Genomic DNA, 19328 nt, shown 5'->3' with positions numbered 1-19328 from the left:
AAATCGATGAAGCACCAAGCTCTCGCCGAGTCGAAGCGCATGCTCCGCCAGCAGATGAAGCTGCGGCGCGACGGGCTACACGAGACAGCGCAGACGGCCCGCTCGGCAGCGATTCGGGACCTGGCGCTCTCTTTCATTCGCAAGCGGGATGCGCGTGCGCCGATGCTGTACCTCTCGTTTCGCTCCGAGGTGCGTACGGATGCGCTCATCGAGTCGCTCTGGGCGGAGGGGAGAGACGTCATCGTACCGGTCAGCAATCCCTTCGACCGATCGCTGACGCTCTATTACCTGCGCAACTGGGATGAGCTGATCACGGGCGCTTACGGCATCCGCGAGCCCGATCCCGGGCTTGCAGAGCCTTGCGAGGCGGTGGTTATCCCGGATATCGTCTTCGTGCCCGGGCTCGCCTTCGATGAACGCGGCGGTCGTCTCGGGTACGGGGGCGGCTATTATGATCGATTCCGCGAGACGCTGGGCCAGCGTGTGAGGGAGCTCGGGCGTCGTATCGAGGCCGGAGCTTCGACGATAGACAGAGGTGACGCTACTATTAATATAGGGGAAGCTGCGTCCCTGCCTGAGCCGCTGTGGATCGGATTGGCGTACGGGGAGCAACGGATAGACCAGGTGCCGATGGAGCCGCATGATGCGTTGATGGACGGCCTCATCACCGAGCAGGGTATCTGGCTCAGATCGACAGATGAGAGAGGAGCAAGGTGATGAGCGAGTTGACACATTTCAATGATCAGGGCAGGGCGAGGATGGTCGATGTCTCCGACAAGGAGACGACGGCGCGCACCGCTTCGGCTCGCTCCTCGGTCAAGATGGCGCGGGAGACGCTGCAGCAGATCAAGAATGGCGGCATCCGCAAGGGCGATGTGATGGCCGTCGCCCAGGTGGCGGGCATCATGGCAGCCAAGCGCACCTCGGAGTGGATCCCGATGTGTCATCCGCTGCCGCTGACGGGGATCGACATCCAGTTCCATGACAATGGGGAGGATGTGCTGTTCATCGAGGCGACGGTCAAGACGACAGGCAAGACCGGCGTGGAGATGGAGGCGCTGACGGCGGTATCCGCCGCTGCGCTGACCGTCTATGATATGTGCAAGGCGCTGCAGAAGGACATGCTGATCGGCCCGACACTGCTGATCCACAAGGCAGGGGGGAAAAACGGGGACTATCGCCTGGCAGACTAAAAAAGATGCCGCGGTCGACTGTGCGGCGAACAGGATAGGGGGGGCTGGATATGCAATGGAAGGTAGCCATACTGACAGCGAGCGACAAAGGCTCGGCCGGCGAACGGGAGGATACGAGTGCTCAGGTGATCCGCGAGCTGGTGGAGGAAGAGCTGGGCGGGGAGATCGTCGATTACCGGATCGTCCCGGATGAGCAGGACGAGATCACGGCTGCGCTCATCGAGATGGTCGACTATTATCAGGCGGACCTGGTCCTGACGACCGGCGGCACTGGCCTCGGACCGCGGGACGTCACGCCGGAGGCGACGCAGCGCGTCATCGATCGCGAGGTCCCGGGCATCGCCGAGGCGATGCGGATGTTCTCGATCCAGAAGACCAAGCGGGCGATGCTCTCGCGCGGCATCTGCGGCATCCGCGGCCGCTCGCTCATCCTCAATCTGCCCGGCAGTCCCAAAGGCGTACACGAGAGTCTGGTCGTCATCATGGACCAGCTGCCGCATGCGCTCGGTATCCTGACTGGGACGATCGGGGAGCATAAGCGATGAACGGGCGGGCGGGAGGCACGAAGCTGACCGAGGTGCCGGTGCAAGAAGCGGTCGGGCTGCGGCTGGCGCATGACCTGACGCAGATCATCCCCGGCAAGTTCAAAGGGCGGTTGTTCACCAAGGGACATCTGGTCCGCGAGGAGGATATCCCGAAGCTGCTCGACATTGGCAAGGAGCATATCTATATCCTCGAGCTGGGCGAGGCTGAGCTGCATGAGGATGAGGCGGCGCAACGTATGGCAGAGGCGCTACTCGTCGATGCCGACCTGACCGCGACAGCGCCGCACGAGGGCAAGGTGACGGTTAAGGCGTCTCGGCAGGGCTTGCTGGAGATCGACGGCGAGCTGATCCATGCAATCAATCGTCTCGGCGAGATCGCGCTGGCAACAGTGCCGCATCGGACAGTCGTTCAGCCAGACCAACGGGTGGCGGCGACCCGAGTCATCCCGCTCGTCGTCGATCGCGCCAAGATCGAGCAGGCGGAGCGCCTGTTCGCCGACTACCGCAGCATGAAGGGGAGACCGCCGCTGCAGATCCGGCCTTTCCGACCGATGCGGATCGGCTTGCTGACGACCGGCGGCGAGGTGTACAGCGGACGGATCGTCGACAAGTTCGGACCGGCCGTGCGGGAGAAGGTCGAGGCCTTTGGCTCTGTCGTGGCGGAGCAGCGCTTCGCTCCCGATGACCGACAAATAATTGTCAAGGAAATAGACTATTTGCTGCGTGCAGAGTATGATATGATACTAGTAACTGGCGGAATGTCGGTCGATCCCGATGACCGGACACCGGCTGCGATTCGCGACGCGGGAGCGGAGATCGTCAGCTACGGCACGCCGATGCTGCCGGGCTCGATGTTGCTGATGGGTTATTTGCGGGGCGTGCCGATCTTGGGACTGCCAGGCTGTGTTATGCATGATCCGTACACTTCGTTTGATGTGCTGCTGCCGCGCATTTTGGCAGGGGACACGATTACCCGCGAGGATATCGTGACGATGGGGTTTGGCGGTATGCTGGGCTGTTAGACGCTGCAAGTGTTGGCCCCGTTGTGGGTATACTGGCGGAAGAGACGTATGTTGTAGCAACCCGTATGGATGAGATAGACGGACATTTTTGCTTGACAGCATGAATCGTTGAGGAGGTTAATTGGTATGGGACTGGGTACATCCGGCATCATCTTGCTGGCGATCGTTGCGCTGCTGCTGTTCGGACCGAACAAGCTGCCAGAGCTTGGTCGGGCATTCGGACGCACGCTGAGAGAATTCAAGAATGGCGCCAAAGACATTATGGGCGATGACGAGCAGACAGATCGCAAGACCGTAAGCGCCGTGCAAGCAGACGCGCCGTCGACAGAACCGACTAACAACAAGCGCCTTCCGGACTGACCGGAGACGCTTTTTTTGTGAACCGATGATGCAACATCTCGGGTAGCGCGGCGCAAGCATCTTAGAAAGGCGGTCTTCTCGGTGGCAGAACAGAACAACGCAGCCTCGTCCGGCAAAAGCAGGCGAGAGCAGCTGGCGGATCGACTCGGACAGGAAGGTCTGATGCCGCTGCTGGGCCATGTGGGCGAGCTGCGCAAGCGAATCATCTGGATTCTGGTCGTACTCATCCTTGGCATGATTGCCGGTTTGTCGCTGGCCAAGCCAGCTTATGACTTCCTGATGTCTCAGGAACCGGCAGTGAATCTGACGGTGCATACCTTTTCGCTGTGGGACGGAGTCGGCATCTATATGAAGTTTGCGCTGGTGATGGCGCTGCTTATAACGCTGCCGTTCACCTTTTTCCAGCTGTGGGCTTTCGTGAAGCCGGCGCTTGCCGTGCATGAGCAGAAGGCCACGCTCAAGTATGTGCCGTTTGCCTTGATCATGCTGTTGATCGGCTTGGCATTTTCTTATTTTGTCGTGTTTCCGATGGCGTATTACTTCACGACGACGGTCTCCCGCAACCTCGATCTGGTCGAGACATTTGGGGTAATCCAGTACTTTACCTTTATGTTCAACATTATTATCCCGATCTCGCTGCTCTTCGAGCTGCCGATCGTCATCATGTTCCTGACCAAGCTGCGGATTCTTAATCCGCTGCGACTGCGCAAGATGCGGCGCTTCGCTTACTTCCTATTGATTGCCGCCGCTGCGCTGATCACGCCGCCGGATATCGTCTCGGATATTCTGGTCGCGATACCCCTCATTATTCTGTACGAGTTCAGCGTCTTCCTCTCCGCGCGCGTCTATCGCGAGCAGTTGAAGCGGGAGGCCGAGTTCGAAGCGCAGTACGAGGGAAGATAAGTTGTCACCAGCATCCCGCTCCGCCCCTCGCCTTTCGTTTCGTCGACAGGTGCGGGGCGTTTGTTTTTTTGTGAAGAGATCGCAAAAGGGACTTGAAATTTACAATCAAAATGGGTATTATAAAAATGGTTGTTAGCACTGACGGTTGTTGAGTGCTAATCATGCCGATATTTGGCGACAAATTTAAAAGGAGGCTATTTTTCATGATCAGACCTTTGGGTGAGCGCGTTTTGATCGAACCAATCGCGAAGGAAGAGACTACCGCTAGCGGAATCGTCCTGCCGGACACGGCGAAGGAAAAGCCGCAAGAGGGCAAAGTCGTAGCAGTTGGCATCGGTGCGCTTAAGGACGGTGTACGCGTAGAGCTGGAAGTGAAAGTAGGCGATCGCGTTTTGTTCTCCAAGTATGCCGGCACAGAAGTGAAGTACGACGGAAAAGAGTATTTGATTATGAAGGAAAGCGACATCCACGCGATTTTCGGCTAAATTCAAGTCCGAATGGCGTTTCGGAACCCACATAGATAGCAGTAACGATGCTTACTTATTTGTTTAAAATTTAAGGAGGTTAATCAGGCTATGGCAAAGGATATCAAGTTCAGTGAAGACGCGCGCCGCTCGATGCTCCGCGGTGTCGACGCTCTGGCAAATGCAGTAAAAGTAACGCTTGGACCAAAAGGACGCAACGTCGTATTGGAGAAAAAATTCGGCAGCCCGCTGATCACCAACGACGGCGTCTCGATCGCCAAGGAAATCGAACTGGAAGACGCATTCGAGAACATGGGCGCGCAACTGGTTAAAGAAGTCGCAACCAAAACAAACGATGTCGCTGGCGACGGTACAACAACGGCAACTGTGCTGGCACAAGCGATGATCCGCGAAGGTCTGAAAAACGTAACCGCCGGCGCAAACCCGATGGTTATCCGCAAAGGTATCGAAAAAGCGGTCAAAACAGCTGTCGAAGAGCTGAAATCGATCGCCAAACCAATCGAAGGCAAGCAATCGATCGCTCAGGTTGCAGCGATCTCCGCTTCCGACAACGAAGTCGGCGAGCTGATCGCTGAAGCGATGGAGAAGGTCGGCAACGACGGCGTTATCACTGTCGAAGAATCCAAAGGCTTCATCACCGAGCTGGAAGTCGTAGAAGGTATGCAATTCGACCGCGGCTACATCTCGCCATACATGATCACCGATACAGACAAAATGGAAGCGGTGCTGGATAACCCGTATATCCTGATCACCGACAAAAAAATTACCAACATTCAGGAGATCCTGCCGGTGCTGGAGAAGGTCGTACAATCCGGCAAGCAGCTGCTGATCATCGCTGAAGATATCGAAGGCGAAGCGCTGGCGACTCTCGTCGTCAACAAGCTGCGCGGCACCTTCACTTGCGTAGGCGTCAAAGCGCCTGGCTTCGGCGACCGTCGCAAAGCGATGCTGCAAGACCTCGCTGCCCTGACAGGCGGTCAAGTGATCACTGAAGAGCTCGGTCTGGACCTGAAAGGCACTGACATCGAGCAACTCGGCTCCGCGCGTCAAGTACGCATCACCAAAGAAAACACAATCGTTGTCGACGGCAGCGGCGATGCGGCTGATATCCTGGCTCGCGTCAACCAAATCCGCGCTCAACTGGAAGAGACCACTTCCGACTTCGACCGCGAGAAGCTGCAAGAGCGTCTGGCCAAGCTGTCCGGCGGCGTAGCAGTCATCAAAGTCGGCGCAGCGACCGAAACCGAGCTGAAAGAGCGCAAGCTGCGCATCGAAGACGCACTGAACTCGACACGCGCTGCGGTTGAGGAGGGCATCGTATCCGGCGGCGGCACAGCGCTCGTGAACGTATACAAAGCTGTAGCTGCAGTTACTGCCGAAGGCGACCAACAAACTGGCGTGAACATCGTCCTGCGCGCACTGGAAGAGCCAGTCCGCACGATCGCTGCCAACGCTGGTCAAGAAGGCTCCGTCATCGTCGAGCGCCTCAAAAACGAAGCAATCGGCGTAGGCTACAACGCCGCTACTGGCGAGTGGGTCAACATGTTTGACGCCGGTATCGTCGACCCTGCGAAGGTCACGCGCTCCGCGCTGCAAAACGCAGCTTCCGTCGCTGCGATGTTCCTGACAACCGAAGCGGTTGTCGCCGACAAGCCTGAGAAAGACAAACCAGCTATGCCAGACATGGGCGGCATGGGTGGAATGGGCGGCATGGGCGGCATGATGTAATCAACCTTCCAAAAACGCTGTATTACCAATGAAAAGAGGCCTCCGATGGAGGTCTCTTTTCTTGAAAAATCACAAAAAAATAACAATCCCGGCACTTTGTCTATGAACTGAACCGTGATCTACACATTTAACAGGTGTTTAAATTGAAATGTGACTTTTTCGCTCGAATCTTTTTTCATCTTTTCAGTAACATGAGTATAGATTTTGAGTGTCGTCTTCATGTCATCGTGACCGACTCGTTTCATAATGACGGGCAAATCTACTCCGGCTTCGGCGAGCATACTTATGTGGGTGTGTCGGAATATGTGCGGTGTCGCTTCTTTCGTGATCGATGTAAGTCTTAGAATCCGCTCCACCCGGATGAGTATATTCTTTTGAAGGAAAGGATAGCCGTTTTGACGACAGAACACGAAGTTCTTATCGTGATAATCATCAATAAGCAGCCGCACCGCCAACCTGACCTTCGACTGATATAATTGCAATGATTTAAGCATTTCCATAACCGAAGGTTCGATGTCAAACGTGCGAACACCAGCTGGAATTTTGGGCGGGATTAACTCATACTCACGCATATTATCTTTCGGGCTATATATCTGTTTACTGGTTCGATTCTCATTCTTTTGAAAATCAAGATCGGACCATTTTAACGCGCACAGTTCACCGAACCGCAGTCCCGAGAAAGCTAGAAGGATGACACGTTTCAAATCAAACTCGTTGTAATAAACTAGAACAGAAAATAGAAATTTCAAATAATCCCCGGAATTTTTGGTGAGCCAGCCCTTGCAGATACTGTTCTAGAGCAAACTCGGTATTTTCTGGGAACCATCGCCGGATGGCCAACTCTCCACGGTTACACGGATCTAAGTATTACTGCAGCTCGAACTGTACATTTGCGTTCAGATTAGGCTACAAATCGAAATCCCAGACTGGTCGAGACTCTATAGTAAGGAGAGAGGACAAACGTTCCAGACCTATATTGATGCTAGGCAGGGCATTTAGGAGTATATCGACAGCGGCCAGAATACGAGAATGGGCAATTTGCAAACGTAGATAAATAATCTATCCAGTGCCCTCGCCAATAAGTCTGACAAGGGGCACACGCATCAAGTGACGACAGCACATCATAATCATGGGAACAGCTAGAACCAGTCGAATATGGGAGGCGGGCACCTATAATACGACAGGATCAAATACTTAATGATCGACCTAGTCCATTCTGTGTGGTATAATATCCCAAACCTTACAGGAGGCTTTGATGATATGAAGAAACTGTCATGCCTTTTTGCTGGCGCGATTATCGGAGCTGCCGTTACGCTTACGAAGTGCGTGTACGAGACTGAAATCGCATTTGAGGCTGTCACCCCCCATTCGACATAATGGGGTGTTTTTCCTTGCAAACAAACGTTCCAAAAGGAGGGGAATTTGTATGAACGTATCATTTCAGAATGGCAGATACATGCGCGAGGACGGCACAGTCGTCCAGGGATTTAACCCGGACGGGAGTATTAACGTGCGGGTGCTCGAGGGCAGCGGGGGCGGCGGAGCGCTAAATGTCACTCTCCAGGAAGCAGCGACGGCAGCAGGCAACGGTACATCCTTTGATGTCGGATTTTACAAGACACTGACAATCGAGGTATGGGGCACGTCGACCAGCCGGACGGTTGTCTATGAGGTGCAAAGTATTAGCGGTGCCTGGTATCCAATCCAAGGCCTAAGAATACAGGATTACGCCATGGCGACGCAAACCACCGGAACTGGCGAGGTTTGGCAATTCGACGTCACCGGATTAGCGGCGTTTCGGGCGAGGATATCGGCAATTGCGGGAGGCAATGTGAGCGTCCGAGGAAAGGCGGTGATTTAATGGCAATAGATAGAGCGGCGCTGTCACTCGCAAAGCAAGCGAAGGTAAAGCTCGATAACGCCAGTGTTATTAACGTCAAGGACTATGGAGCAACCGGAGAAGCATCGCAAGACGCCACGGAAGCCTTTAAGGCAGCGATGGCGGCGTGCGGGATGCGTCATGCGCTATTTATCCCAGCGGGCGATTACCGGATACGAGAGCCAATTATTAATAACGCTTCTCGCATTTACGGCGAAGCTAAGTATGTAGACAGCGGAAAACGCGGAACTCGACTCCTGTTCGACCTGCCGAGAACGGCTGCGAACGATATGAAAGCATGCCTGCATTTTGATAAAGGAAGTAATCTCCACGTTGAACATCTCACAATTACGGGCACCTTTACCTACAATCATCGCAACTTGGATCAATACATCAACAAAGAACTTTTCGATCAGCGGAAGATAGAAATGTTTGAACCGGGTCTTTGCGCAATTCACATCGACTATAACTGCGGCGCGGTTATCCTGGACAACGTTTCGACTGGGAGCATCAAATGTGGTGTATGGTTCAACAACCGTACTGGACACATTACGCTTCTTGATTGTTCCATCGGCGGGCTGTTTGGGCTGTATGTCCGAAAGAACACCGGCGACTTCTTTGTCATGGGCGGAACACTTCGGGGCGATTTTTGCGGGGTATTGCTTGGCGACGTTGGCGCAAACCTCGAAATGATCCGCGTACACATGGGGTTTGCTCCCTACGGATTTTTCCAGGTGAACGACGGTCAGATTGATTCGGGGGCGGAACTCAACCGTAAGGGAATGGTTGCGTGGCAATTTCATGCTGTCAAATTCGAACAGATAGGGGAATGCGCGATCGATCTGCTGCCGGACTCGTATAGCTGGGCGAGCAGTATCGACGCTTATGGTTTCTCCTGGTCGCGTCTCGTGGATGACGGAGGATGGTTTTTTTGCATGCCGGACTCACTGGTTTCCCCGGCAGATAAACAAAAGTACGCGATTAAGTTAGGGGACGTCGATAAGGTGCGGATTATGTACGACTACACGACGTCGCTTCCGTTTACTCTCCCGGACCATAGGCGCAATGTTCCAGGCGAGAAGATCGTCTCTTTTCGTCACTTGATGGAGGATTGTATCTTTGAGAGCATCTCGGATAGGTTTTGGACATACGCGACCAAGTCCGCAACATCGCGAGTCCGCGCCACTCCGATTCAACTTTACGAGGACGCTATATCGCTCGGTCAAAATGCGATAACGTCGGGCAATCTCGTCCACACTAACCCTGCGACGTGGGATATCCGTTATGGGACGGTTGAGCCCGTAACCCTTGCTCAGTTGCCGGAAGGACTTGCGATAACCGACGATATCATTGAGATTTACGGTGCGAATCCGCCCCTTTACAAGTTTGTCCCTGATGCTGCCGGGACTAACGATGGTGAGGTTGGATTCAATTTCGTCCAAGCCCCGGACAATAGCAATTATCGCGATTGGATGTATTATCGCGGGTTCTTCGCAATGACGAACATAAATGCATTTTCTACATTGGCGGCAGTGATCGAGGGTCAAGACCTGACGACTGGACAATGGTTGGTAGCCTTCCCTCAATTTAACCAACGATTCCAACAGATCGAATGGCGGAAGGCGTACGGCAACCAATATCGGCGGCTTAACACGAGATATCGCAAAGCAAAATACATGAGCTCGGATCGTGTCAATCCGTTTTACTTTATCCCTCCGACTGTAAGTCTGGTGACGCCGCGTCCATACTCACCGACTCTGCATGCGTATAGTCGAGATGATCTGGAGATTGCGTCAGGGAAAAGCTTGATCCTTAACGCTACCGACGGATCGGGAAGATATAAGATAACGGTCGATGCTAACGGCGTGAAATCTACGAAATTATAGGAGGTGGATATGTTGCGGGCCTCCCGATATGATGTTTTCAAACGACGAACTGGTAAGACAACACCCTAGGGCTTTGATAAGCCCTTTCAAGGGACACCCAATAGCTCAACAACGGAGCTATCGGCAGCAATCAATGCCAGCGTAACGACAATCTCAATCCAGTCTGCTGCTGCTGTGCCGGATACACCTAATCTGATCATGCTGGGCACGGGTGAGGCAGCAGAGGTGCAGGACAATATCCGTATTCTCGACGTCAAGACATCCGAAACTGCCACCATCACGCACACCCTATCGCAAGGCTAATCGATCGTGGAGGCGCAGCAGGCGTCAGGGGCGAGTGTCGTGGTGCTGGGGCAGACAGATTACAACATACTTGGTGTCCAGCGGAAGAGTCGCTGACCGGCTTAAGTACTAATGGCTGTTCGATTGCTCTTGATACAACGTCGGGGAACTACGAAACGGGCGGTGGCAGCGTAAAGGTCACGACAACATCAACAGCGGGTTCCGTGTTGCAGGCGATTCCCGTCGCTTATCTGCGGGTCGGTATTCATCGACTGAGTAATCATCAAAGTCCTTAATGGTTTCAGCATCATGAGGTTTGAGTTTGCTTACCATTGACATGGAGAATCACTCCTTTATTGAAATATCGCTAAATCGTTTCGTTGCCTTGATCTTATTCGATCTTTATGTATAAACAATTATATAGCCGATGATGTAATGAAAGAATACGGGCGTAGCACAGAACTAACTTTTATGTCGGCCTCGCAAAAACCCGATTTGCCCCGTCACGATTGTAATGCTCGCCACAGCGCTTATTTCCGATTTTTTGTGCTCTCCAGTAACGTAACGCTTGCCACGGCGCTTATTTTCGAAAAGTGTCCGTTTCAGCGCTGTTTTGCCGAAATAAGCTCCTGGGCGAGCATTAGGAGGGGATTGCCTGCATTTGAAGGGCAATAAGGCCGAGGGCGAGCGTTAGAATTAAAATCCTTAAAACAGAAGCTCCGCGGGATCGCTGGAACTTCTTTAAGGGCTCCATCCTTCCATCTCCCTATATTTACCGCGTGGCAGCGGCCTGGCCGAGTGCTACAATGGGGCAATGGGAGGGCGCGCGATGTTTTACGAACCGATGCTGCCGGAAGCAGGCGAGGCGGCTTTTGACAGTGGGCGTTATCTGTTCGAGCCCAAGATCGACGGCCATCGGATGCTGCTGTCGATGATCAATGGCAAGGTGAATTTGTATACCCGATTCCGCACCAACATAACCGAGCGTTATCCAGAGCTGCTCCGGGTGCCTGTCGATAGCCCACATGTCGTGCTGGACGGCGAGGCGGCCTATCTTAATCCGGAGACCGGCGACTTCGAGCGCGAGTCAGTCATGGAGCGTCTGCGTCTGCTGAAGCCAGCCCGGATACGGGATGGCGCCAGGCGTCTGCCGGTACGTTATTTCGTGTTCGATATTCTGAGCTATGACGGCGAGGATGTGCGGCACTGGCCGCTCGACGAACGCAAGGCGCTGCTGAACGACGTGCTGGAGGAGAACGAATCGTACAGTCGGGTGCTCTCGGTGGAGGGGACGGGCAAAGGATTGTTCGAGGCGGTGCGGCAGCGCAGACTGGAAGGCCTCGTCGCCAAGCGCAAGGACAGTCTGTACACAGGCGGAGGCTCTGATGATTGGCTGAAGATTATCAATTATCTGCATGCGGATGTGACGGTCGTCGGATACCGCAAATCGCAGTTCGGCTGGCTGATCCACATGAACGGCAAGCCAGCGGGCGTGTTGGAGCAAGGAGTTCCGCTCGCGGTTCGGAGATCGTTCCAAACGGAGATCCGCGATCTAATCATCGGGGAGGACCGGGATTATGTGTACTTGAAGCCTGCGGTGCAGGCTCGCATCCGTTTCCTGAACCGCTACAAATCAGGCACGCTGCGAGCGCCGGAATTTATTCGATTCCTGCCTTCATTAGCTTGCCAACCACAAAGCCAGGGTATCCTTACCGTGTAAGGACCCTGGCTTTGTGGTTAATCGGTCGCGAAGTCGACGCCGCTCCTATCGACGTCGCCTTCGATGACGAACAGGACGACAGTCCCGTCCGGGTAATCGCTCAGCTGATTGCTGACCCAGGACCCTGCCCCTCGATTATCTGACGGACTTATGTATGCGACGCTGGCCTGATCGCCGCCCTCCGCGCACATCGCCATCGGCCACTCGTCGCGGTCGTACCCCGACCGCGTCGGGATGCCGCGCAGCGACAGGTCGCGGTTGCGGTCGGCGCCGCCTCGATCGATCGTACATACCTGCGAGCTCCCGCGCTCGATCGCGGCGGCGATATGTGCGCCCGTCTCGGGATAGCGATCCGCCGGGAAGCGCAGCTCATAGTCATAGTCGACTGCTGGCGGCGCGCTGGTCGGCAGCCATTCTTCGCCGAGCACGCCGAGCGAGACGAGGACGACGAGGGCAAGCCCGATGACGAGTGCAGTCGCACTGCCGGTGCGGCTCGTTTTTGTTCGTGTGGTTCTCATGATGCCTCCTCGGGATAATTTAGGACCATACGTTCGTAGTATACCATGAACCTTATCCTTATGGAGGCGAACACCAGTTGAAGCTTTGCAGACATCAAGACGTCCATGCATGACGAAACCGCCTGTCTGCTTGGATCAGGCGGCTTCGTTAGGCATGGACGGTCGTCTCGGTCATCATCTCGTACAGTGTATGGTAGGCTCTGGCGATATCAGAGTTATGGTTGGTCATCAAGTGCTGCCGGTATTCATGACTCATCTCCATCAGCAGCTCCCGGTAATGGCGTTGCTTCTCGGTCTCCGGGAACAGCGAGCGGCTCATCAGTATGGCTTCATCGAGATACTGCTCAGGAGGCTTACTCATGGTGATCAACTCCTTGAAGGCTTGCTATGCTCTATTAACCTTTCATTCGATGTACGAATCGCTTGCTTTACAAAAAAATCATGTCAGCTGCCGTCGAAGCGTCTAAGGCTCGATGGCAGCTGGCGCTACGGCTGGGTCGATGGATAGCAAAGCCTCCCCTCGCGAGCGCGGAGGGGAGGCTGAGGGCATAGCTTCCGTCGAAGCGAGCCTTACTTGCTGGAAGCGGTAGCCGCTGGCTCGATCGCCTGCCGGCTGTAGAGCTGACGCAGCACATGCGGCTTGCGCGGCGCAGAGAAGATGAGCTCGTCGGAGCCGATGACCGCGATATCGCCCTCGGCCTGGCCGATCACGGCGCCGTCCTCGATAATGGAGCCTTCGCCGATGATCGCGCGCATAATCTTGACGCCGCGTCCAATCTTGACATTGGGCATGATGATGCTGTCATGGAGCTCGCTGCCGTGGCCGATCTGGACGCCCTGGAACAGGACGGAGTGATGGAGATCGCCCTCGACGGAGCAACGCTCATGGACGATCGATCGCTCGATGCGGGCGAGCGGATGACGATAGGAGGACAACGCTTCGAGCGCGGCAGGCGTATGCAGCGGCCAGTCCTCGCTCTCGAGCGACAGCTTCTGCTCCAACAGGTCCATGTGCGACTCCCACAGGCTGTCTACGGTGCCGACATCCCGCCAATAGCCGTCGAACGGGCAGGCCATAAGCGCGATCTGGTCGGCGAGCATCTTCGGGATCAGGTCCTTGCCGAAGTCGTGGCTCGACTGCGGGTCGGCAGCATCCTCGATCAGATAACGGCGCAGCGTCTGCCAACGGAACATATAAATGCCGAGCGACGCTAGGTTGCTGGCTGGCTTGGCAGGCTTCTCCTCGAAGCCGATGATGTGCTGCTCGCTGTTGGTATGCATAATGCCGAACCGATGCGCCTCTGCCCAAGGCACCTCCTTGACCGAGATCGTCGCTTCTGCGCCGCTCGCTCGATGAGTCTCCAAGAGCTGCCGATAATCCATCGTATAGATATGGTCGCCGGAGAGGATGAGCACATCCTCCGGGTTCATTTCGTCGAGATAAGCGATATTTTTGGCGATCGCATCGGCGGTTCCGGTGTAGCCTTCCTTACACTCCGCCGGCGGGGGGAGCAGTCGGAAGCTGCCGGTTGCGTCTTCAGGAAGCCAACAGTCGCCTTCGCCCAGATAACTATGCAGCGATTCGGCCCGATATTGGGTCAGCACGCCTATGGTGTTAATGCCAGAGTTTTTGCAGTTGCTTAGCGGGAAATCGATCATGCGGTATTTGCCTCCGAAAGGGACAGCGGGCTTGGCCAGCTTTGCTGTCAGAGGCGCCAGTCGCTTGCCTTCTCCTCCGGCCAGGATCATCGCTACACATGTATTGGATTTCATACGTTAAGTCCCTCCCATAATGGTTGTTTTCCTTTACTTCCCACAATATTGCAAACCTTGGATCGCAAGTGAGGCCGTTCCAAAATGATGGTAGTCTATATATAACGCCCCCATCCGGTTTTGAAACTGCTGCCTCGCGTCAGAGGATTAATCGAGTCGGGCGGCGAAGTTATACATGAACAATTCATGACATCGGCGTTTTATGAGCTGCAGACTGCGTCAATCCCGCATCATTCGGGTAAGGATTCTATTATTTTACATTCTGGCTAATATTGGTGGTGAAGAGGTGCTGACAACGACTATTGGCGCAGAAGAGATCTATCTCTTCCATGAAGGCACGAATTATGCAAGCTATCGTTTATTGGGGGCGCATCTGCTCCGGGATCCCCAAGGCGTCGAGGGCGTTCGCTTCACGGTCTGGGCTCCGCATGCTCGCGCCGTCGGCGTGGCGATGGACAGCAACGGCTGGCAGGGCGCAGAGCATCCGCTCTCGCGCATCGACAACTCCGGACTATGGAGTGGGTATATCGAGGGCATCGGCGAGGGCACGCTATACAAATATGAAGTGATCGGAGCAGATGGACAGCGGCTGCTCAAGTCCGACCCCTATGCCTTCGCATGTGAAGTCCGGCCGAACACGGCTTCCGTCGTCCGGTCTATCGACGGCTATCAGTGGCGGGACCGGTCATGGGTGCGCAAGCGCAAGCCTCCTTACGATCAGCCGATGAATATCTACGAAGTCCACCTAGGCACTTGGAAATACAATGCCGAAGGCAAATTGCTGAGCTATCGGGAGCTTGCTTCGCTATTGCTCGATTATGTCGTCGATATGGGGTATACGCATATCGAGCTGATGCCGCTGACCGAGCATCCGTACGATCTGTCCTGGGGCTACCAGGTGACCGGCTTCTTTGCCGCTACGAGCCGTTTTGGCGCGCCTCATGAGCTGATGCACCTGATCGATGAATGCCATCTTCGGGGCATCGGCGTCATCCTTGACTGGGTGCCGGCCCATTTTGCCAAGGATGCGCACGGTCTGCGCCAGTTCGACGGCCAGCCGCTGTACGAGCATGAGGATCCGCTGATCGCCGAGAAGCCCGGCTGGGGGACGCTTGGCTTCGACTACAGCAAGCCGGAGGTGCGCTCCTTCCTGATCTCCAACGCGCTGTTCTGGATGGAGATGTACCATGTCGACGGCCTGCGGGTCGATGCCGTGACGAGTATGCTGCTGCGCGACTTCGAGAAGACCGAGTGGCGTCCCAACGCAGCGGGCGGCCGCGAGGATCTCGATGCGATCGGATTCCTGCAGCAGTTGAACCAGGTCATCTTCGCCAGCTTCCCGCATGCGCTCATGATGGCCGAGGAGTCGAGCGCCTGGCCGCTCGTGACCGCGCCGACCGACCAGGGCGGTCTCGGGTTCAACTACAAGTGGAATATGGGCTGGATGAACGACACCTTGTCTTACTTTGAGCTCGATCCGATTCACCGCGCGGCCAAGCAATCGCTGCTCACCTTCCCGATTGCCTATGCCTTTACAGACAACTATGTACTGCCACTCTCGCATGACGAAGTTGTGCATGGCAAAAAATCGCTGCTGAACAAAATGCCGGGCAGCTACGAGCAAAAATTCGCCGGTCTTCGGACGTTGCTGGCTTACTGGTTCAGCTTCCCTGGCAAAAAGCTGATCTTCATGGGCGCCGAATTCGGCCAGTTCATCGAGTGGAAGGACCAGGACCAGCTCGACTGGCTGCTGCTCGAGTACGACATGCATCGCCGGATGCTGGATTACACGCGGACGCTTAATCATCTCTACCTGCAGGAAAAGTCGCTTTGGCAGCTCGACCATGACTACTCGGGCTTCGAATGGATCGACCACGAGGATCATATCCAGAACATCATCGTCTACCTGCGCAAGGGCAAGCGCCGCGGAGAGCAGATCGTCGTCGTCTGCAACTTTGCCCCTGTCGAGCGAGCTGGCTACCGGATCGGTGTGCCGACCGCAGGCGCCTATCGCGAGCTGCTTAACACTGGCGATGCCATCTATGGCGGCGATAGCCAGACGACCGAGACGCCGCACCGCACGGACAAACAGCCTTGGCATGGCTGCAAGCACAGTCTGGAGCTGACCTTGCCGCCGCTCAGCGTGCTCTGGCTCAAAAAGGAGCCGACCCGCCGCAAGTCGACGGTCAGCGCCTTAACCAAGGGAGAGGGGTCACAGAACCGATGAAAGTATTATTTGCCGCTGCCGAAGGAAGTCCGTTTATGAAGACGGGCGGTCTGGCCGACGTCGTATCGGCGCTGCCGAAGGCGCTGCTCGCGAGCGGCGTTGACGTAAGAGTGATGATGCCCAAGTACAAAACCATCGCAGAGTCCCATCGCTTGGCAATGCGCTTCATCAAAGCGATCGAGGTGCCAGTCGGCTGGCGCCAAGTCTATTGCGGATTGTTTGAGCTGATGCATGAGGGCGTGCAGTTCTATTTCCTCGACAATGAATATTACTTCGGCGCCCGCGATACCGCCTATGGTCACTATGACGATGGCGAACGGTTCGCCTTCCTGGATCGGGCGATCCTCGAGGCGCTGCCGCATGTCGCCTTCCAGCCGGATATCATCCATAGCCATGACTGGCATACAGGGATGGTCGCGCCGCTGCTGGACAAGCATTACCGTCACGATCCGTTCTACCGGGACATCCGCACCGTCTACACGATCCATAATCTGCAGTTCCAGGGCGTCTTCCCGTACGAGACGCTGGGCGACCTGCTCGGGCTCGATCATGAGGCGTTCCATCCGGAGCGTCTGGAGTACCAGGGCGGCGTCAGCTTCATGAAGGGCGGCATCGTCTACTCCGACCGGGTGACGACGGTGAGTCAGACCTATGCCGACGAGATCCGCACGCCGTACTACGGCGAAGGACTCGATGGCGCGTTGCGCTGGCTCGGCGACCGGATGAGCGGGATCGTCAACGGCATCGACGAGCAGTCCTACGATCCGGCGACCGATCCGCATATTTTCCTGAAATACAGCTCGGATATCGACAAGAAACGGGCGAACAAAACGGAGCTGCAGCGCGTGCTCGGCCTGGCGCAGGACAAGCAGGTGCCGCTCATCGGCATGGTGACGAGGCTCACCGACCAGAAGGGGCTCGATCTGCTGGCGCGCGTGCTCGATGAGATGCTGCAGGAGGACAACGTCCAACTGGCGATCCTCGGCAGCGGCGACCCGCACTATGAGGGACTGCTGCTCGACAAAGCGCATCACCACCCGGATAAGCTGGCTGTGCAGGTCCGTTTCGACGAGCGGTTGGCTCGCCAGATCTACGCCTCCTCCGACCTGTTCCTGATGCCGTCGCGCTTCGAGCCGTGCGGGCTCAGCCAGCTGCTAGCGCTGCGCTACGGCAGCATCCCGATCGTCCGCGAGACCGGAGGGCTCGTCGATACGGTGCAGGCATACAATGAATTCGAAGGCACAGGCAACGGCTTCTCCTTCACAAACTACAATGCTCATGATATGCTGCATACGATTCGTTATGCCTTATCTTTTTACGACACGCCGGTCTGGCAGCAGTTGGTCGAGCAGGCGATGAGCGCTGATTACAGCTGGTCGCAGTCGGCAGCCCAGTACAAGGCGCTGTATGAAGCGATCGTCGGCGAGCAAGAGACGGCGAGTTAGCGCAGCGGGGGACATCCCCGGGAGAGAACGGCGAGCACCTGAGGGCTCGCCGTTTTGCTGTGTTGTTTCGCGGTTTCCGGGCGAGGGTAATAATGGAAACCAACAAAAGCGACAGCGAGACGGAAAGGGTGACTGGTATGCTCAAATGGACCTTTGCAGCGGTGATGATCCTTGGCCTGTCGACGATCTCTCCAGCGGCGCAAGCGCCGGTATTCCTATACGATAACCCCGTCTTGGCACTGGAAGTCATGGAGACGGATACAGCGATTGCCCCCTATGCATCCACCGTCTCGCCATCCGACATTCCAGAGGATGGATACGGGCCGAGCGACGACGCCGAGGTGAAGTCGCCAGAGCGCGAGGCAGCGCTCACTCCCGAGGCGGCCGCTCCTGAGGAGTCCGATCGCGCGTCGCTCCATCCGGGAGTCTCGGCTCCCGAAGCGTTCCAAACCGGAGCGTCCGAGCCCGAGGCATCCGAGCCCGAGGCATCCGAGCCCGAAGCGCCTGCGCCGGAGGTCCGATTCGAGACGATCAACGGGGTGGCGATGGATGGCGATCTATCGGATGTGCTGGCAGCGCTCGGTGAGCCGACGGAACGGACGACCGACGAGCTGCTCGGTACCGAGGAGGTTCATTATCCCAAGCTGACGGTCGGGCTGTATGAAGGCTTGGTCGATTATGTCGTCGTGCCGGCATCGGCCGGATCGGTCCGGCTCGGGGATACAGAGGCGCTGCTTGCGCTGGCGCAGCTGCGCGAGCTGCTGGGCGAGCCGGATCACGTCGCCGATGACGGGCTGGTGTATGTTAGGGGGCCGCTCGCGCTCAAGCTGTTCACGGATGAAGGGGGCAGCGCCCTGTCCACCCTCGAGGTGTATTGGGCGGCCTCCAGTTGATCGACGCATAGTCCCGCGATCCCCAAAAAATACCTGGCTTCGATTGTTTTAATCCGCTAGGCCAGTGGTAATGAGAGCTATGCTGGTCAAGGCATAACAAAAAATAATATCGGATGGATGGAGGAGAAGAATCATGAGACCGAATGTACAGATTGTCGATAACGGAATGGCTGCGATCAACGCAGTGCGCGAGCTGAATGCTCGAGGCTATAGCCAGGAGGATATCTACGTGCTGGCTCACGACAGCGATCAGACCGACTCGCTGAAGGAAGCCACTAACACGAACAAGATCGGTATGTCGGAGGAAGGCGTATTCAACTCCATGGCCAATCTGTTCAGAAGCCGCGGCGACGAGCTGCGGGCCAAGATGGAATCCGTCGGGATGTCGAAGGCGGAAGCCGACCAATATGAATCGGAGCTTGACCGGGGCAAAGTGCTCGTCATAGCAACCGTACATTGAGTCCAGTCG

The 19328-nt window shown here is 55.9% G+C and carries 19 protein-coding genes; 15 read left to right on the top strand and 4 right to left on the bottom strand.

Features of this window, described 5'->3' with window-relative positions; translation table 11 throughout:
* Nucleotides 1-6: 6 nt before the first annotated feature.
* From PA598K_RS28205 to groL, 8 genes are all read left to right on the top strand, one after another.
* Nucleotides 7-717, top strand: coding sequence for a 5-formyltetrahydrofolate cyclo-ligase (locus PA598K_RS28205; protein ID WP_260405656.1), 711 nt, complete (start codon nt 7-9; stop codon nt 715-717).
* Nucleotides 717-1193 (top strand): cyclic pyranopterin monophosphate synthase MoaC, encoded by a 477-nt coding sequence (gene moaC / locus PA598K_RS28200; RefSeq protein WP_128660140.1) that lies wholly within the window; start codon nt 717-719, stop codon nt 1191-1193. Before PA598K_RS28205 ends, moaC begins: the two co-directional genes overlap by 1 nt.
* A 50-nt stretch (nt 1194-1243) precedes the next feature.
* Complete coding sequence (locus tag PA598K_RS28195) at nt 1244-1738, top strand: MogA/MoaB family molybdenum cofactor biosynthesis protein (RefSeq protein ID WP_128660139.1); 495 nt, start codon at nt 1244-1246, stop codon at nt 1736-1738.
* Nucleotides 1735-2760 (top strand): molybdopterin-binding protein, encoded by a 1026-nt coding sequence (locus tag PA598K_RS28190; protein ID WP_128660138.1) that lies wholly within the window; start codon nt 1735-1737, stop codon nt 2758-2760. The genes PA598K_RS28195 and PA598K_RS28190 overlap by 4 nt, the downstream gene beginning before the upstream one ends.
* Before the next feature lie 126 nt (nt 2761-2886).
* Nucleotides 2887-3120: a twin-arginine translocase TatA/TatE family subunit gene (locus PA598K_RS28185; protein ID WP_128660137.1), complete on the top strand. Its 234-nt coding sequence runs from the start codon at nt 2887-2889 to the stop codon at nt 3118-3120.
* An 81-nt stretch (nt 3121-3201) separates the two neighbouring features.
* Nucleotides 3202-4023: a twin-arginine translocase subunit TatC gene (gene tatC, locus PA598K_RS28180; RefSeq protein ID WP_376739086.1), complete on the top strand. Its 822-nt coding sequence runs from the start codon at nt 3202-3204 to the stop codon at nt 4021-4023.
* A 203-nt stretch (nt 4024-4226) separates the two neighbouring features.
* Nucleotides 4227-4508, top strand: coding sequence for a co-chaperone GroES (gene groES, locus PA598K_RS28175; RefSeq protein WP_128660136.1), 282 nt, complete (start codon nt 4227-4229; stop codon nt 4506-4508).
* 90 nt (nt 4509-4598) lie between these two features.
* Nucleotides 4599-6236, top strand: coding sequence for a chaperonin GroEL (gene groL, locus PA598K_RS28170; protein WP_128660135.1), 1638 nt, complete (start codon nt 4599-4601; stop codon nt 6234-6236).
* A gap of 119 nt (nt 6237-6355) precedes the next feature.
* Here groL and PA598K_RS28165 read toward each other — a convergent pair whose 3' ends face one another.
* Nucleotides 6356-6940 carry a site-specific integrase gene (locus PA598K_RS28165; RefSeq protein WP_260405655.1) on the bottom strand — a complete coding sequence of 195 codons (585 nt, stop codon included), beginning with the start codon at nt 6938-6940 and terminating at the stop codon, nt 6356-6358.
* Between the two features lie 722 nt (nt 6941-7662).
* Here PA598K_RS28165 and PA598K_RS28160 point away from each other — a divergent pair.
* The 3 genes from PA598K_RS28160 to PA598K_RS28150 all read left to right on the top strand — a co-directional run bounded on the left by PA598K_RS28160 (nt 7663) and on the right by PA598K_RS28150 (nt 12003).
* Nucleotides 7663-8097 carry a hypothetical protein gene (locus PA598K_RS28160; RefSeq protein WP_128660133.1) on the top strand — a complete coding sequence of 145 codons (435 nt, stop codon included), beginning with the start codon at nt 7663-7665 and terminating at the stop codon, nt 8095-8097.
* Nucleotides 8097-10001, top strand: coding sequence for a glycosyl hydrolase family 28-related protein (locus PA598K_RS28155; protein WP_128660132.1), 1905 nt, complete (start codon nt 8097-8099; stop codon nt 9999-10001). Before PA598K_RS28160 ends, PA598K_RS28155 begins: the two co-directional genes overlap by 1 nt.
* 1111 nt (nt 10002-11112) lie before the next feature.
* Nucleotides 11113-12003, top strand: a complete 891-nt coding sequence (locus PA598K_RS28150) for an ATP-dependent DNA ligase (protein ID WP_185602272.1) — start codon at nt 11113-11115, stop codon at nt 12001-12003.
* A 17-nt stretch (nt 12004-12020) separates the two neighbouring features.
* On the opposite strand, the gene PA598K_RS28145 is transcribed toward PA598K_RS28150, so the two are convergent.
* From PA598K_RS28145 to PA598K_RS28135, 3 genes are all read right to left on the bottom strand, one after another.
* Nucleotides 12021-12521, bottom strand: a complete 501-nt coding sequence (locus tag PA598K_RS28145) for a NucA/NucB deoxyribonuclease domain-containing protein (RefSeq protein WP_128660130.1) — start codon at nt 12519-12521, stop codon at nt 12021-12023.
* A 148-nt stretch (nt 12522-12669) separates the two neighbouring features.
* Nucleotides 12670-12882: a hypothetical protein gene (locus PA598K_RS28140; protein WP_128660129.1), complete on the bottom strand. Its 213-nt coding sequence runs from the start codon at nt 12880-12882 to the stop codon at nt 12670-12672.
* 209 nt (nt 12883-13091) lie between these two features.
* Nucleotides 13092-14294 (bottom strand): glucose-1-phosphate adenylyltransferase, encoded by a 1203-nt coding sequence (locus PA598K_RS28135; RefSeq protein WP_128660128.1) that lies wholly within the window; start codon nt 14292-14294, stop codon nt 13092-13094.
* A 202-nt stretch (nt 14295-14496) separates the two neighbouring features.
* Here PA598K_RS28135 and glgB point away from each other — a divergent pair, with 202 nt between their 5' ends.
* From glgB to PA598K_RS28115, 4 genes are all read left to right on the top strand, one after another.
* Nucleotides 14497-16521: a 1,4-alpha-glucan branching protein GlgB gene (gene glgB, locus PA598K_RS28130; protein WP_128660127.1), complete on the top strand. Its 2025-nt coding sequence runs from the start codon at nt 14497-14499 to the stop codon at nt 16519-16521.
* Entirely contained in the window at nt 16518-17966 is a 1449-nt protein-coding gene (gene glgA, locus PA598K_RS28125) for a glycogen synthase GlgA (RefSeq protein WP_128660126.1), read from the top strand. Before glgB ends, glgA begins: the two co-directional genes overlap by 4 nt.
* A 92-nt stretch (nt 17967-18058) precedes the next feature.
* Complete coding sequence (locus PA598K_RS28120; RefSeq protein ID WP_128660125.1) at nt 18059-18859, top strand: hypothetical protein; 801 nt, start codon at nt 18059-18061, stop codon at nt 18857-18859.
* 133 nt (nt 18860-18992) lie between these two features.
* Nucleotides 18993-19319, top strand: a complete 327-nt coding sequence (locus PA598K_RS28115) for a general stress protein (RefSeq protein WP_128660124.1) — start codon at nt 18993-18995, stop codon at nt 19317-19319.
* Nucleotides 19320-19328: the final 9 nt, after the last annotated feature.

The organism is Paenibacillus sp. 598K (assembly GCF_003851045.1).
Classification (GTDB): Bacteria; Bacillota; Bacilli; order Paenibacillales; family Paenibacillaceae; genus Paenibacillus_D.
Note: the sequence above shows the minus strand (reverse complement) of the source record. Positions and strands in the feature narration are given on the sequence as shown.